This is a genomic window from Micromonospora sp. NPDC000089, from assembly GCF_042899365.1.
Classification (GTDB): Bacteria; Actinomycetota; Actinomycetes; order Mycobacteriales; family Micromonosporaceae; genus Micromonospora.
The window spans coordinates 24,336-37,959 of the sequence record NZ_JBIAZT010000014.1 but is presented as its reverse complement, the minus strand read 5'-3'; the positions used below and the strand labels follow the sequence as shown (position 1 = coordinate 37,959).

At 70.1% G+C, this 13,624-nt stretch carries 12 protein-coding genes and 1 pseudogene; 9 read left to right on the top strand and 4 right to left on the bottom strand.

Annotated features, from left to right (window positions below):
- Positions 1-97: 97 nt before the first annotated feature.
- Positions 98-850, bottom strand: a complete 753-nt coding sequence (locus ACFY3U_RS22480; RefSeq protein WP_387204938.1) for an SDR family oxidoreductase — start codon at positions 848-850, stop codon at positions 98-100.
- Between the two features lie 110 nt (positions 851-960).
- Positions 961-1,719: an SDR family NAD(P)-dependent oxidoreductase gene (locus ACFY3U_RS22475; protein WP_387204935.1), complete on the bottom strand. Its 759-nt coding sequence runs from the start codon at positions 1,717-1,719 to the stop codon at positions 961-963.
- 146 nt (positions 1,720-1,865) lie between these two features.
- On the opposite strand from ACFY3U_RS22475, the gene ACFY3U_RS22470 reads away from it, so the two are divergent.
- Entirely contained in the window at positions 1,866-2,462 is a 597-nt protein-coding gene (locus ACFY3U_RS22470) for a TetR/AcrR family transcriptional regulator (RefSeq protein WP_387204932.1), read from the top strand.
- A 102-nt stretch (positions 2,463-2,564) separates the two neighbouring features.
- Positions 2,565-2,972 (top strand): RidA family protein, encoded by a 408-nt coding sequence (locus ACFY3U_RS22465; RefSeq protein ID WP_387204929.1) that lies wholly within the window; start codon positions 2,565-2,567, stop codon positions 2,970-2,972.
- A 652-nt stretch (positions 2,973-3,624) separates the two neighbouring features.
- Here ACFY3U_RS22465 and ACFY3U_RS22460 read toward each other — a convergent pair.
- A complete protein-coding gene (locus ACFY3U_RS22460; protein WP_387204926.1) occupies positions 3,625-5,400 on the bottom strand; it encodes a CocE/NonD family hydrolase in 1,776 nt (591 codons plus the stop codon).
- 112 nt (positions 5,401-5,512) lie between these two features.
- On the opposite strand from ACFY3U_RS22460, the gene ACFY3U_RS22455 reads away from it, so the two are divergent.
- Positions 5,513-5,896, top strand: a complete 384-nt coding sequence (locus ACFY3U_RS22455; protein WP_387204923.1) for a hypothetical protein — start codon at positions 5,513-5,515, stop codon at positions 5,894-5,896.
- Between the two features lie 225 nt (positions 5,897-6,121).
- Here ACFY3U_RS22455 and ACFY3U_RS22450 read toward each other — a convergent pair whose 3' ends face one another.
- Positions 6,122-6,280 carry an ATP-binding protein gene (locus ACFY3U_RS22450; protein ID WP_387204920.1) on the bottom strand — a complete coding sequence of 53 codons (159 nt, stop codon included), beginning with the start codon at positions 6,278-6,280 and terminating at the stop codon, positions 6,122-6,124.
- 527 nt (positions 6,281-6,807) lie between these two features.
- Between ACFY3U_RS22450 and ACFY3U_RS22445 the strand changes: the two are divergent.
- From ACFY3U_RS22445 to ACFY3U_RS22420, 6 genes and pseudogenes are all read left to right on the top strand, one after another.
- Positions 6,808-7,074: pseudogene (locus ACFY3U_RS22445) on the top strand (serine hydrolase); the annotation flags it as partial.
- Positions 7,075-7,121: 47 nt separating this feature from the next.
- A complete protein-coding gene (locus ACFY3U_RS22440) occupies positions 7,122-8,144 on the top strand; it encodes a CPBP family intramembrane glutamic endopeptidase (protein ID WP_387204917.1) in 1,023 nt (340 codons plus the stop codon).
- Positions 8,145-8,285: 141 nt separating this feature from the next.
- Positions 8,286-9,032: a sigma-70 family RNA polymerase sigma factor gene (locus ACFY3U_RS22435; RefSeq protein ID WP_387204914.1), complete on the top strand. Its 747-nt coding sequence runs from the start codon at positions 8,286-8,288 to the stop codon at positions 9,030-9,032.
- A gap of 69 nt (positions 9,033-9,101) precedes the next feature.
- Entirely contained in the window at positions 9,102-10,802 is a 1,701-nt protein-coding gene (locus ACFY3U_RS22430; protein WP_387204911.1) for an RICIN domain-containing protein, read from the top strand.
- A gap of 14 nt (positions 10,803-10,816) precedes the next feature.
- Entirely contained in the window at positions 10,817-11,569 is a 753-nt protein-coding gene (locus ACFY3U_RS22425; RefSeq protein ID WP_387204908.1) for a zf-HC2 domain-containing protein, read from the top strand.
- 75 nt (positions 11,570-11,644) lie between these two features.
- Positions 11,645-13,501: a S8 family serine peptidase gene (locus tag ACFY3U_RS22420; protein ID WP_387204905.1), complete on the top strand. Its 1,857-nt coding sequence runs from the start codon at positions 11,645-11,647 to the stop codon at positions 13,499-13,501.
- The last annotated feature ends 123 nt before the right edge of the window (positions 13,502-13,624 follow it).

Genomic DNA, 13,624 nt, shown 5'->3' with positions numbered 1-13,624 from the left:
GGCAAGCACCGATCCTGATGCCGACAACCGGTCCCGGCGCGTGGTCTTCGGGCGGTGGGACGTCCATATCCCACCGCCCTCTTCTAGTCCACTGCCGTCACCGCTGTGCGGTGGGTCTTACCACGATCTCGTTGATGTCGACCTGGTCCGGCTGGGTGACCGCGTAGGCGATCGCGTCCGCGATCGCTGCGGGATCCAGCGCCATGGCGTCGCGGCTGGCCAACAGTGCGGCGCGGGTGTCGGGGTCGGCGACCGCGTTGACGAAGTCGGTGTGTACGAAGCCCGGGGAGACGACGGTGACGCGTATCGTGTCGCCGACCTCCTGCCGCAGCCCTTCGCAGACCGTACGCACGGCCGTCTTCGTCGCGGAGTACACCGCCTGCCCCGGGACGGTGCGGTACGCGGCGGTGGACGCCACCGTCACCAGGTGTCCGTACCCCTGGCGGCGGAAGACCGGCAGCGCGGCGGCGATGCCGTGGAGTACACCGCGTAGGTTGACGTCGATCATGTCGTCCCACTCGTCGACGCGCAGGTCGTCCAGCGGCGAGATCGGGCCGATGCCGGCGTTGTTGACCAGAACGTCCAGCTGGCCGAATGCGGTGACCGCGGTGCCGACCATGCGGATGAGGTCGTCGCGCCGCCGCACGTCGGTCGCCAGGGCGACGGCCTGGCCGCCGCGTTCACGGATCTCATCGGCGAGCTGCTCGACGCGGTCGCTCCGCCGGGCGCCGAGGACGACCGCCGCCCCACCGGCGGCCAGGGCCAGTGCGGTGGCCCGGCCGATCCCGCTGCTGGCGCCGGTGATGGCGATGACCTTGTTCCGGGTACCTGTCTTCTCGGTGCCTGTCATGGTTGTGGTTCTCCTCGGGTTGCTGTGCCGGCCGCGGGGCCGGCCCTGCGCGGCTCGGGACGGGGGCAGCGGTCCAGGGCCTCCTTGGCCGACTCGGACCTGCCCCCGGGTCAGACCTGGGCCATGCCGCCGTCAACGAACAGCTCGACGCCGTGGATGAAACTGGCGTCGTCGCTGGCGAGGAACGCCGCGACCGTGGCGATCTCGCGTGGGGCGGCGATACGTCCAATCGGGCTGCCGGCACCCATGGTCTCCAGTTGCGCGGCGACACCGTCGGCCCCGAACGCCTTGGCCAGGGCGTCACGCAGTGACTCGGTGTCAACCGCACCGGGACTGAGCACGTTCATCCGGATGCCGGAACCCTTGGTGTCCTGGATCCAGGACCGCAGGAAGTTGCGGACCGCGGCCTTCGCCCCGCCGTACAGGCCCATCCCGTACGGCGGGTGGATCGACGCGGTCGAGCCGATGATCGTGATGCTCCCGCCGGGGCGCATCAGCGGCAGCGCCTTCTGCACGCTGTGGAACACGCCCTTGACGTTGACCGAAAAGGTCCGGTCGAATTCTTCCTCGGTGATCGCCCCGAGGACGGAGTGGTGGCCGCTGGCCGCGTTGGCGAAGACGGCGTCGAGGCGACCGTGGTGTTCGGCGACGTGGCCGTAGAGCGCGTCCATGTCGGGGGAGCTGGCTACGTCAGCGCGTACGCCCGAGGCTCGCGGGCCGAGCTCGGCGACCGCCGTGTCGACACGCCCCTGGTCGCGGCCGGTGATGACGCCCCGCATGCCGCGGGCGATCAGCTCCTGGGCGATGGCGTAGCCGATTCCCGAGGTGCCACCGGTGACGACGGCCACCTTGTCCTGCTTGTCCTGCATGTCGTGTCTCCTCTCGCGCACACACGCAGCCCCACCACTCCTTGGGGACGGCTGCCGTGGCTAAGATGGATCTGTAAGCGGACAGGTGTCCGCATGCCCCCGACGTTAGCGGACACCTGTCCACTTCGCCAGCGAACAGGAGTGACATGGATCGCAGCACCGATGACCGGTCGCAACCCGGTGCGCGGCAGGGACCGATCCGGCGGACCGATGCCGAACGCAACAGGACCCGAATACTCGACACCGCGCGTACCGCCCTGGAGCAGGACCCGGACGCCTCGATGCAGTCGATCGCCAAGCTCGCCGGCATCGGTCAGGGCACCCTGTACCGCAACTTCCCCAACCGCGAGGCGCTCGTTCTGGCAGTACACCGTCGCGACGTCCAGGACCTCATCGACGCCGCACCCCGGCTGGCCACCGGCAACCCTCCGCTCGCAGCGCTCCGGCGATGGCTGGACGAGCTGGGCAGCTACGGCAGGATCAAGCACGGCCTGGCCGGCGCCCTGCACAGCTCCACCAGAGAACAGCTCGCCACCGAGGGGTACGACCCGGTCGTCGACGCCATGGGTACATTGCTGCGCGCCTGCCAACAGGCCGGCGACGTCCGCGCCGACGTGACCGCCGACGACCTCCTACTGCTGGTCGGCTTCCTCTGGCGCATCAGCCCGGACGAGAACTTCGAGACCCGCAGCAGCCACCTGCTCGATCTCGTCATGGACGCGCTGCAACGACCCACCACCTGACGTGGATCCCGCTCAGGCGACACCCACCGTCGACCAGCCCCGAGAGCCGCACCTGCACCGATAGCGTCGCTGATCGGCGGCCTCATCCAGAAGGAGTTCACCATGGCCGTTTCGTTCGTCAATCCCGAAGGCCTACCGGCGGTCGATCTGTACCGTCACGTCGCGGTCGCGACCGGCGCGAAGCAGGTCTTCATCGCCGGCCAGGTGGCCGTCGACGCGCACGGCGGCACGGTCGGCGTCGGAAACCTCACCGCGCAGGTCGAGCAGTGCTACCTCAACGTCGCGACAGCCCTGGCCGGGGTCGGTGGCTCATTCGATGACGTGGTACGCCTGACCGTGTACATCGTCGACTGGACACCGGACAAGATGACCCCGTTGCTCGACGGCATCACCCGGGCCGCCACGAAGCTCGGGATCATTCCGGTTCCGCCCTTCACCGGGCTGGGCGTCAGCGCCCTCGCCGGCCCCGACTATCTCGTCGAGGTCGAGGCCACCGCCGTCATGGACTGAGCGCGACGGCACCCGGTTCGCAGCGGCGCCATCCCGACCGCCGACCGGGCCGGCGTCGCCGCAGGACACCACCGACGAACGGCACCTCGGCTGGCGGGCGCCGATCGTCGGGTGCGGCTACGCGAGTTCGCACAGCGTTGCCTCTGCCGATGAGGCGTTGACCGGTGGGTGGTGGGCCGGCAGCCGGCCGGGCCGCGCGCCACGAGCCCGCGCGGCGTCGAGGAGCGCACGCCGGCCGGGTTGGCGAGCTGGCGGCGGTCGAGGGGGTTGCGGGTGCTGCGCCTCAGGCGGGGGCGCTCGTGCTGCGAGATGGTGGCAACCACGTCGGCGCGTTGCGGTCGCTGGGTGGCTGCGTGGGCCATCCGCCAGCCGACGACCCGGGCAAGCCGAGCAGACCACCGCCCAACCCGCCAGCGTTCGACCGTGCGTTACGGCCATCTCGACGTGGCGGGCCGGACGGCGGCCCGCTCCCCGCAGGGCGGGTCGACGGCAGACAGTGAGGATGGAGGGGTGGGTCGCCGGGTTGGTCTGGCCCACCGGCAGACCGACGGTCACCATCCTCATCCCGATTCATCGGCCGGCCTGGTGAGCCGACATCTGCATGTCACCGGCCAGGCGTCGTGACTTCATCGAAGTCTGTGCGAGAGCCGCCTCAGTGAAGGGGTGCGGGGACGGTGAAGCTGGGCTTGCCGATGGGCATCCTCTCGGTGGTGGAGAGAGCGGTGTGGGTGTCGAGGAACACGGCCCGTTCGCCGGCCGTCGGGCGGTCGTCGCGCGGGTTGTCCAGGTCGAGGTTGAGCCGGACGTTCTCGACGGTGATCCTCTGGTTGGAGGGTGCGTCGGTCCAGTCGCTGAACAGCCCGGGGGCCTGGATGGTGCCGATCTGCACGGCGAGGCGGTGGCCGGCGGCGAGGGTCCAGTCGTTCGACTTCAGGTCGAAGGCGAGCTTGCCGCCGTTCACCACTGCCACCTGCTCGTTGAAGAAGACCCCGGTGCCGTTGGGAGCGACGTCGTAGAGCCGGACCATCAGGTTGCCGTGGCCCCGGGCGGTGAGGGACAGGCGGGGGGTGCCGGTCACCCGGGTCGCCTGGCGCACCGGCTGTGACCAGCGGTAGAAGCTGTTGCCGGTATCGACCTTAGGATCGGCCTCGGCGCTGTCGTCGAGGTATCGGCCGCCGGCCAGCGCGAGGGTGGGCGAGCTGCCCACGACTGGCCAGGTGTCCTGGGCACGCCACCGGCCGGTGTTGTCCTGGACGGCGTACGCGGGGTAGGCGAGCGTCGGCTGGACGCCGCGCAGGTACTGGTCGTAGAAGGAGATGACCTCGGCGAACCAGCCGTCGCGGCCCATCTCGAGCCGACCGTCGGCGGCACGTTCGTTGCCCCGCTTGTGGTCCCACGGGCCGAGCCAGCCCCGCTGCGGGCCCTTGTGGTTGGAGAGGTACTCCTCCATCCCCTCGGGCTCGGTGTTCCACTCGGTGAAGCCCTGGGTGAAGAACAGCGGGGTGTCGCTACCCTTGGCCCGCCGGGCGAAGTCGCGGGTCTGCCAGTACTCGGACTCGTAGGCGGCGGTCAGGTACTGGATCGCGTTGACGGCCACGCAGGGGTGCTTCTTCTCGTACTCGGCGTTGGCCTGGTAGCGCTCGTCGTCGTCGGGCAGCGGGGGCAGGCTGGCGATCCGGTTGTAGCTGGTGGCCACGTTGCCGAGGGTCGTGCGGGGTACGCCGTTGGAGCGCATGTTGCGATACAGGTCCCAGATGGGCTCCTGGGCCACGACCGCCTTCAGGGCGTCTTGGTCGAGGTTGTTGCCGATCAGGCCGGTGATGGCGTCGTAGGACTTGCCGTACATGCCGACGGCGCCGGTGGACCAGGGCTGGGTGGCGGCCCAGTCGATCGCCGCCTTGACGTCGGCCTGCTCGCCGGGGCCCTGGAAGTCGAGGCATCCCGTGGAGCCGCCGAAGCCGCGTTGGTCGACCATGACGAACGCGTAGCCGCGGGAGAACAGGTCGGTGCCCTCGATGAAGTCGTAGAAGCGATTCGAGGGGCCGGTGTGCGGGTGCTTCTCGTCGTCCATCTGGCCGGAGTGCCCGAAGTAGGAGCCGACCGACAGGATCACCGGTACCTTCTCGCCCTCGGGCAGGTTCTCGGGCAGCAGGACGTCGGCGTGCAACTCGACGTCCGACCCGTCTGAGGAGGGGAAGTAGTGTTGCGTCCACCGGGCACCCTTGGCCACCCGCTCATTCTCGGCGTGGGTGACCGCATCCTCGGCGGTCGCGACCGCCGGCGCCGCCGAGGACGACTGCGACCAGGCACCGAGGCCGACGAGCAGGGACACCGCGGCGCCGGCAGCCACTAGGCGGGGAACGGTGAGTCGGGACGTGCGCGGCGCTTCCGGGTCAGCGGGCGGGTCAGGAAGGTCGGGCTTGTACATGGGCGGCTCCTCAGGTTCGTACGGTCTCTCAGGTACTGACGACCCGGCGAGTCGGGTGTCGCTGGACGTGGGTCAGCGTGGCCATGGTGCTTTCACGGCGGATGGAGCAGTGGTGCATCAGTCCGAAGCGGTCGGCGCGCTGCCCCGCCTCCTCGGCCGGTGGTTGGTGAGCACGGTGGTCGCGCCCGTTTCTCAGGGCTGCAGAGCTGGGCCGCCTGCGGCCGGCCAGGTCGAGGAGGTCGAGCACCGGGTCGACGTCGTCGGTGCGCCGACCAAGTCGGCCGATCGGTGCGGCGGACTCACGGACCGTGAGGCCCGGGGGAGAAGCCGCTCGTGGAAGGCGCCATGGGTGACATCGAGCCGGTCGATGATGGGTGCGGTGGCCATGTCCCCCATGACAGCAGCGATCGCGGCCTGCTGTCAGTGCCACCGCATCACGACTACAGGTGACGCGGTGGTACTGGTCGCGACCGACAAAGAGACCCCGACTCTTTGAGCGTTGGAGTCGGCGCCAGCAGATGATCGCGCCGGCGAGGGTGAGGAACGAACCGCACCCGACGGCCCGAAACTGCACGTGCCATCGCCGATGGCTCCGTCACTGCTGTGGTCAGTCCCGTCCGCCGGGCGGCCGAGCCGCGCCGGGCCCTCACGCCCGGGTGAGTTGCAGGACATCGCTTCGACTACGGGTCGAGCCGTCATGTCAGGGCGTGGGTGCGGCCGGTCACGCTGTCGGGAGGCTGAGGGTGAAGGTGCTGCCGACACCGATCTCGCTCGCCGCGCTGACGGTGCCGCCGTGGGCTTCGGCGAGGCGCCGGACGATGGACAGGCCCAGGCCGCTGCCACCGGTGGATTGGGGCGGGCCTTCCTCGCCAGGGAACACCGGTCGCCTCGGCGGCCCCGTTGGGCCGATTCATCGACCTTTATCGCTGCACATCGTCCTCGGGCGGCCGACGTCTGTCCCGGTACCTGGAACATCGATCTCAGGTGCGATGCGCCGTTGGACTGGCCTTTCTGCTTGGTGAGCTTTCGGCGGGCCCGAAAGGACTGGGCGGGAAGACCGGAGAGCAGGCCGACGGGGATGCCGATTGCCAGAATGATCAGTGAGGCGTATCCGACCGGCGCCATCGTCGTGCCGATGCGGGGGGCCAGTCGGTCCCGGACATCCTGACGGGACACCAGTGAGGTGCGGGACCGCAGGCAGCGGACGCTGCGGATCAGCTCCGGCCGTCGCTCAGATCACACTCCTACGGCTTGAGTGTGCCGCTACGGCCGGGTGTCTAGTGGAAGTCGCAGACGCGTAGAACGATGCCCGATCGGCATGAACACCTCGACTTCTGTCTTCGACCGCATGCCGGGTCGCTGCCAGGGTCTAGCCCTGACCAATCGGCACAGTCCGGCGCCGGGTCCGACGCATCGACAGGGAGAGCGAGCATGACCGCTGCGACGCAGCGCCTGGTGGCCGCGGGGATGTTGGACGAGACCACGGATGCCGAGCTGGACCAGGTGGTGCGGTGCCCGGCGGATGACGTGGTGACCTGCTCCCCGGTCACGGAGCAGCACATCGCCGAGGGCATGACGCTGTGCGCGATTGCGGACCCCGCCGTGCGGTACGGCGACAACACCGCCCGCAACCTGATGCTGCGTCGGCTTGGCGGACCGGAGAAGTTCGAGAAGGGCGTCACGGTGCGCCGCTGACGTGATGCCACTGCCCGGCGGGCGCGATGAGCGGCGTAGCGGGCTGTCCATCAGCTTCAACGAAAGGCATTTTCGCGATGAACGCCTCACGATCCGACGGCTCCCAGAAGACGACGGGTCACCCGATCCCCACCGACGCAGGAATCCCGCGACTGTTGACACCAGCAGATTCGCCGCCCGCCGTCGACCCTTCCCGCCCGTTCGGAGCCCACCTGCGTATGGCCTGGTGGAAGCCCCTGCTGATCCTCGCTGTGCCGCCGCTGGTGATGCTGATCCTCCAGGTGCTGTCCTGGCAGCTCGTGGGCGTCATCGAGGGCAGCGACGACCCCATGTCCCCCACCATGACACCGTTGAAGTCCCTGGGCATCAACCTCAGCATCGGCGCGTCGGGCGTCGTGGCGCTCCTGTTGCTGGCGCGGATCGCCGGGGTGCCGTGGCGCAGCCTGATCAGCTCACCCCGGGCCTTCGACGGCCGCCGCCTGGTCACCTACCTGGTCGGAGCCGCGCTGCTGGTGGGTGCCGGGATCGGTGTGACGGCGTTGGTCGCGCGGGACTCGACGCCCTGGGTCGGGTTCGGTGTCAGTGGCACGACGATCGCCCTGCTGGTGGTCACCGTACTGACCACGCCGCTGCAGTCCGCCGGCGAGGAGCTGTGGTGGCGCAGCGCCCTGCTGCCCGCCGCCGCGTCCTGGGTGCGTGCGGTCCGGCCGGCCCTGGCCGTCGGGCTCGTCGTGTCCAGCCTGGGCTTCGCCACGCTCCACGGGTCGAGTGACCCCTGGTTCTTCGGCTACTTCACCTTCATCGGTCTCTGCACCGGCCTGATGGCGATCATCAGCCGCGGCATCGAGGCGCCGGTCGCCTTCCACGTCGCCAACAACGTCCTGTTCGGCATCGTCAACACGGTGCTGGCCGACGGCGAGCCCTACGCGATCGACCGGTCCACCGATACCGGAGATGCGTCGCTGCTGATCCTCGCAGCCGTCAACATTGCCATGGTGGCGCTGGTCTGGCTGCGCGAGCGGCGGGCCCGGATCCTGCGGGCGGGCTAGGGCTCGTCCTGCCGATCCTGCAGTGGTTGGTCGTCAACGATGTGCCGGTGTACGTCGAGGCGAACTGGCCGATGGGACACCCGGTACGCAAGATGGCGAGGCCATCGGCCGAGCACGAGGCCATTCTCAGCTGAATCCACCATGGAGAAACATGATCTTTCCGCTGCCGTCACCCCACGACAGGCCGCAGAGGGTGACATGACGCCAGCAGATCGGCACCAGGTCCGGGTGGTCAACGCCTTCGCTCTCATGTCCGGTGGCCACGATCACGCCTGCTCGGACCCGGACGTCCCGGATCCGGGGCAATCGGCGGCCGTCGCAGGGGGCGGCGCCGAGGACCATGGGGAGGCGTTGCGGTTCCTTCAGCAGACACACGGCCCGGTCCTGTTGAACCTCCTCACCCGGCTCACCGGCGGGGACGTCCACCGCGCTGAGGACATCGTGCAGGAAACCCTGCTACGGGCTTGGCGTGACCCGGTGGCGCGACACGCGGACGGTCGCTGGAGCCGTGCCTACATCTTCACGATGGCCAGGCGCATCTTCATCGACCAGGTGCGAAAGGTCGAGGCCCGACCCCAGGAACTCTCCGCCGAGCACATTGACACGCACGCGCGAGCGGAGGACCCGGCCGAGCGAATGCTCGACCGGCACGAGGCGCGGGCGGCGCTGGACGCGCTACCCGAACGGCTGCGTCGGACAGTCGTCGAGGTCTACTTCAAGGACCGACCGGAGTCGGAGGTCGCTGAGATCCTCGACGTCCCGGTAGGCGCGGCGAAGTCCCGGACGTTCCACGCACTGCGCGAGCTGCGCGAAAGTCTGGCCGGCCGTAGCTTCCACCTCCGCGCCGAGAACGGGCCGCAGAAGAAGACCGGACGGCGTGAACCGTAGCCCTCATCCGTACGTCCCGTTCGCGTACGACCCCGTGGGCGCTCACCGAGTGATTCGAGAAGTGGAAACATGACTGGAAGAGTGACGTCACGCCCGGCGTGGCGACGGTTCCTATCGACCACCCGCGGACGCGCCGAGGTGGTGGCGCTGTCCCTCACCATCGTGGTCTGTGCCGCCCTCGCCTTCGAGGTGGTGCCCGCGATCGCGACCGGCGACAAGCTCAAGGGCGCGGCGGTGTCGGACGAGGATGTCGCGTCCGTCGTGTCCGCGGCGCTCTCCTGCCCGTCGCTCACACCGCCGAAGGTCGCCGCGCAGGTGATGGCCGCCACCGCCTTCGGCGGGACCGCCGGCAGTCGCGGCGTCGCCGGTATGGACGACGACACCTGGCGCAAGTGGCAGCCCTGGGATGACGCCCAGCGCACCGACCGGCGGGCGAACATCCTCGCCCTGGCGCATCGAACCTGCGAATACGTCGGCACGCTGCGCTCCGCCGGCGTCAAGGGCGACCTGTGGGCCGCAGCGGTCGCCGCCGGCCAGGTGGGTGTGGACGCGGTCAAGGCTGCCAAGGGCGTGCCCAGCTCCGCCGAGGCGTACGTCGACAAGGTGAAGGCGTATGCGAACTGGTACGCCGATCAGCCGCAGTTCCGCCCGAACGCCGAGGCGGCGGCGCCCGGCGGTCCGGAGACCGCCGGGCCGAAGGTCCCCGACAACCTCGTGAGCACGATCAACGCCGCCGGCAAGATCTGTCCGACGATGACGCCGGCCCGTATCGCCGCGCAACTTCGGGTGTTGTCCGGCTTCGACGCCAACCGGCGCTCGTCGTCGGGCGCGGCCGGCATCGCGCAGTTCACCCCGGACCTGTGGGATCGGTACCAGCCACGTCAAGACTCGTCGATGTGGGACCCGGTCGACGCCATCCCCGCGCTGAGCATCGCCATGTGCGACATGACCGACCAGTTCACCGGACTGAGCGGCGCCGACCCGTACACGCTGGCTCTGGGCGCCTACCAGTGGGGTCCCGACGTCATCCGCCTGGCCAACGGCCTGCCGCGCACCAGCGTGCCGCAGCTCGCTCACGAGGTCGCGCGGAACGCCGCGCTGTACGAGAAGGACTCCCGACTGGACCGCCAGGCGGCCAAGCCGACCGGCCCGAAGTCGCCTCCGCCCACGTCCCCGTCAACGCCCACGCCCGCACCCACGCGCACGCGCACGCCGTCGGTGGTGGTGCCGCCCATACCGGCGCCATCGAAGTCCTCTCCGGCACCGTCCGCGCCCCCCTCGAGCAGGCCCAAGGGCGTGCAGTTCGACCCGGGCGCGAAGTACCTGTTGTACAACGTGTGGGCCGGATCGTTCCTCAACATGCCCGGCAAAGATGTCGCCGGCGCGGCCGACAACACCCGGGTGAACCTGTGGGTGAATCTCCGTACCGCGGACATGTACTGGAAGATCGCCGACGCCGGCGGCGGGTACGTCACCATCACGAACGCCTTCAACGGCAAGAAGCTCGCCGTCGAGAACGCGTCGAAGGACAACTACGCGAAGCTGGTCGTCGTGAAGACGCCGGCCGTCAAGGCGAACGGCGAGTGGCAGCTCATCGACGCCGGCGAGGGCCAGATCTACCTCAAGAACCGCAACTCCGGCAAGGTCATGGACCTGCTCGGCGACGACCTGGGGCCGCCGAACCCCGACGGCACCTGGAACGGTTACCTGGTCGAGCAGTACGCGAGGCAGGACCGCGCCCGTGATCAGCGTTGGATGCTCACCAAGTAGTCATGAGGCCCGTGATGACCGACCGCACCGGCGACGCTCACGTCGAGGATGCCACCCTCGGGTTGCACTTCCTGGGCGAGCTGAGCCCGGCGGAGAGTGACGCCGTCCACCGGCACCTGCAGGAGTGCGCGCCCTGCCGGGAAAGGGGCGACGCCGTCGTCGACACCGTCGCTCTGTTGGAGATGGCAGCCATGGCTGCGCGGTCCGGGAGCGCCACCGCGCCCGCGGCGCCGGGGACACGCCCGGCGCCGCGGCGCGGCAGCCGTCCCTCCGCACGCGGCGACCGGACCGGGCCGGCCGGTTCCCGTACGCGCGGCAGGCGCAGACGTCTCGTCCGTCTCAGCGCCCTGCTGGCCATCGTTCTGGTCGTCGGCGGTCTGGGTCTCAGCGCGCTCCTGCGCGAGCCCGCCACCCGCGGCCGCTCGATCACCACGGAGGTGGCGAACGCCTCGACGAGGGACGACAGGTCAGGCGTCACCATCTCGGTGTTCCTGACCGGACTCGACGAGGGTGGCACGCGGGTGCGCGCCACCCTCGTCGGGCTCGTGGAGGGCAAGACGTACGTCCTGTCCGCGGTGACGACCGACGGCGCGGCGCACCGGGTGGTGGCCTGGCGCGGGCGGCCCGGCGTGCAGGACGTCACGGGCGACCTCACGGGCGTGACCGTCGCCGAGCTGTCCTACGTCAATGTCCGGCGCGAATCCGCCGGCACGGTGGTCTCGCTCCACCTGACGAGCCCGGCCGGCGAGCCGAGCAGATCGAACTGATCTCGATCCGACATATCATCCCGCCTCCGCTCTCGGCGGACGGGGGAGCATTCCATCGACAAGGGTGAGTGGAAAATGTCCCTGATCACGCGGGTGGCAGCGCGGGTCGTCCTGGCGTTGACCGTGGCGGTTGGCGTGCTCGGCTTCGGCGCGGCAGCTGCGCAGGCCGACGATCGGTACGTCAAGTACTACCCCGTCGCCTCGTCCCAGGGCGGGGCGAAGGAGAACCTCACCGAGATCGCCGGGCGCGTCCTCGGCGACCGAGCCCGATCGGTGGAGATCTTCAACCTGAACGTGGGGCGCCCCCAACCCGACGGCGCCACGCTCATCGACGGAGCCAAGCTCAACGCCGGTTGGCTGCTGGTGCTGCCCTGGGACGCAGTCGGCGCCGAGGTGAAATACGGAATTCTGCCTGACAAGGCCCCGAACGGGCCGGTCAAGCCCTCGCCCGCAGCGGTCAAGCCCTCGCCCGCGGCGGTCGGGCCCTCGCCCGCGCCGGCGCCGGGCAGCGGCTCCAGCGGCGGTTCCCCGGGTGGCCAACCCGGCAGCCCCGGCGCTTCCGGCACCGCTTCGCCCAAGCCCGGCGGACCCAAGGGCGGCGACAGCGGCGGTGGGAAGTGCGCCACCGCCGCAGCGTCCAGCGGTTCGTCCAACTGGGCCGGTCTGCGACTGGCCGCCGACAAGGCGTGGCCGCAGGGCAAGGGCAAGGGGCAGCTCGTCGCCGTCGTCGACTCCGGTGTCGACGGGAGTCTGCCGCAGCTCAAGGGCCACGTCGCGGTCGGCTCGGATCTCACCAGCGGCAACGGTCGGGGTGACACCGACTGTCTCGGCACCGGCACCGCGATGGCGGGCCTGATCGTCGCGCAGGGCGGCACCGTTGGCATCGCTGGTGTCGCCCCGGACGCCACCGTCATGCCGGTGCGGATCGCGGGCACCGGCACGAAGGTGTCGGCCCAGGATGCCGCCTCGGGCATCACCGCCGCGGTGAGCGCCGGTGCGACGGTCGTCGCGCTCGGCTCGTACGTCGACACCACCCAGAAGGTGGTCACCGACGCCATCGCCGCCGCGACACAGCGCAACGTCCTCGTGGTGCTGGGGGCGTCACTCGGCTCCCAGCCCGTCAACCCCGAGGCGGAGATCGGCGAGGGCACCCTACGCGTCGCCGGCATCGGCGTGGACAGCCAGGCCGCGGCGGACTACCGCAGGGGTGGCATCGACGTGGTCGCCCCCGGGGTGAACGTCAGCAGCGTCGGCATCACCGGCACCGGCAACTGGACTGGCAGCGGCACCCAGTACGCCGTCGCGTTCGTCGCCGGCACCGCGGCGCTGGTGCGCTCGGCATACCCGGATCTGACAGCGGAGCAGGTCGCGCACCGGATCGAGGTGACCTCCGACAAGATGACCGACGGCGACGTGCCGGACGGCAGCTTCGGCTACGGACTGATCAACCCGGCCGCGTCGGTGACGACGGTGTTGCCCGAGGAGGCCACCCCCGCCGGCGAGCGGGCGAAACAACTCGCCTCGATCGAACCGGGCTCCGGCGGCGGGCGCACCACGTTGCTGGTGATCGTCGCGTTGGTCGCGCTGGCCGCGGCGGTGCTGCTGGTCTTCCGCATCCGCCGGCTGCTGAGCGACGATGCCGACACCGCACCGGAGGAGACGCAGGCGCCGGCCGAGCCGCCCCACGACGATCCTCCGCCGCCCCCCGCGGCGGCGGTCCGGCCACCGTCGGTCAGGCTTAACCACGAGCGGGCGACGTCGAGCACCGGGACTCCGGAGAAACCCTTGGCCACGCCGTCGCCTGCCGTACGGACGCCGGTCACCTCCGCCGGCGAACCCGTCAGCGCGCCACCGCCCGACGAGACGGCCGACCGGGGCGCCGCTGATCCGAAGTCCTCGGTGGGCGCCAAGTCGACGCGGAGCAGCGACTGACCCGACGGCGCAGGAACGGCCCGGGCGCCTCGCCCGGGCCGTCCCATGCGGCGAATGCGCCTCGCGTACCTGACGATGGTCGTGGTCGAGAGCCCATACGTATGGCGAGCGTGCCGTAGGCCG

What these genes read in the sequence shown, in the direction of transcription:
- ACFY3U_RS22480 (WP_387204938.1), bottom strand. Translation starts at nt 850, where the DNA reads ATGACAGGCACCGAGAAGACAGGTACCCGGAACAAGGTCATCGCCATC.
- ACFY3U_RS22475 (WP_387204935.1), bottom strand. Translation starts at nt 1,719, where the DNA reads ATGCAGGACAAGCAGGACAAGGTGGCCGTCGTCACCGGTGGCACCTCG.
- ACFY3U_RS22470 (WP_387204932.1), top strand. Translation starts at nt 1,866, where the DNA reads ATGGATCGCAGCACCGATGACCGGTCGCAACCCGGTGCGCGGCAGGGA.
- ACFY3U_RS22465 (WP_387204929.1), top strand. Translation starts at nt 2,565, where the DNA reads ATGGCCGTTTCGTTCGTCAATCCCGAAGGCCTACCGGCGGTCGATCTG.
- ACFY3U_RS22460 (WP_387204926.1), bottom strand. Translation starts at nt 5,400, where the DNA reads ATGTACAAGCCCGACCTTCCTGACCCGCCCGCTGACCCGGAAGCGCCG.
- ACFY3U_RS22440 (WP_387204917.1), top strand. Translation starts at nt 7,122, where the DNA reads ATGAGCGGCGTAGCGGGCTGTCCATCAGCTTCAACGAAAGGCATTTTC.
- ACFY3U_RS22435 (WP_387204914.1), top strand. Translation starts at nt 8,286, where the DNA reads ATGGAGAAACATGATCTTTCCGCTGCCGTCACCCCACGACAGGCCGCA.
- ACFY3U_RS22430 (WP_387204911.1), top strand. Translation starts at nt 9,102, where the DNA reads ATGACTGGAAGAGTGACGTCACGCCCGGCGTGGCGACGGTTCCTATCG.
- ACFY3U_RS22425 (WP_387204908.1), top strand. Translation starts at nt 10,817, where the DNA reads ATGACCGACCGCACCGGCGACGCTCACGTCGAGGATGCCACCCTCGGG.
- ACFY3U_RS22420 (WP_387204905.1), top strand. Translation starts at nt 11,645, where the DNA reads ATGTCCCTGATCACGCGGGTGGCAGCGCGGGTCGTCCTGGCGTTGACC.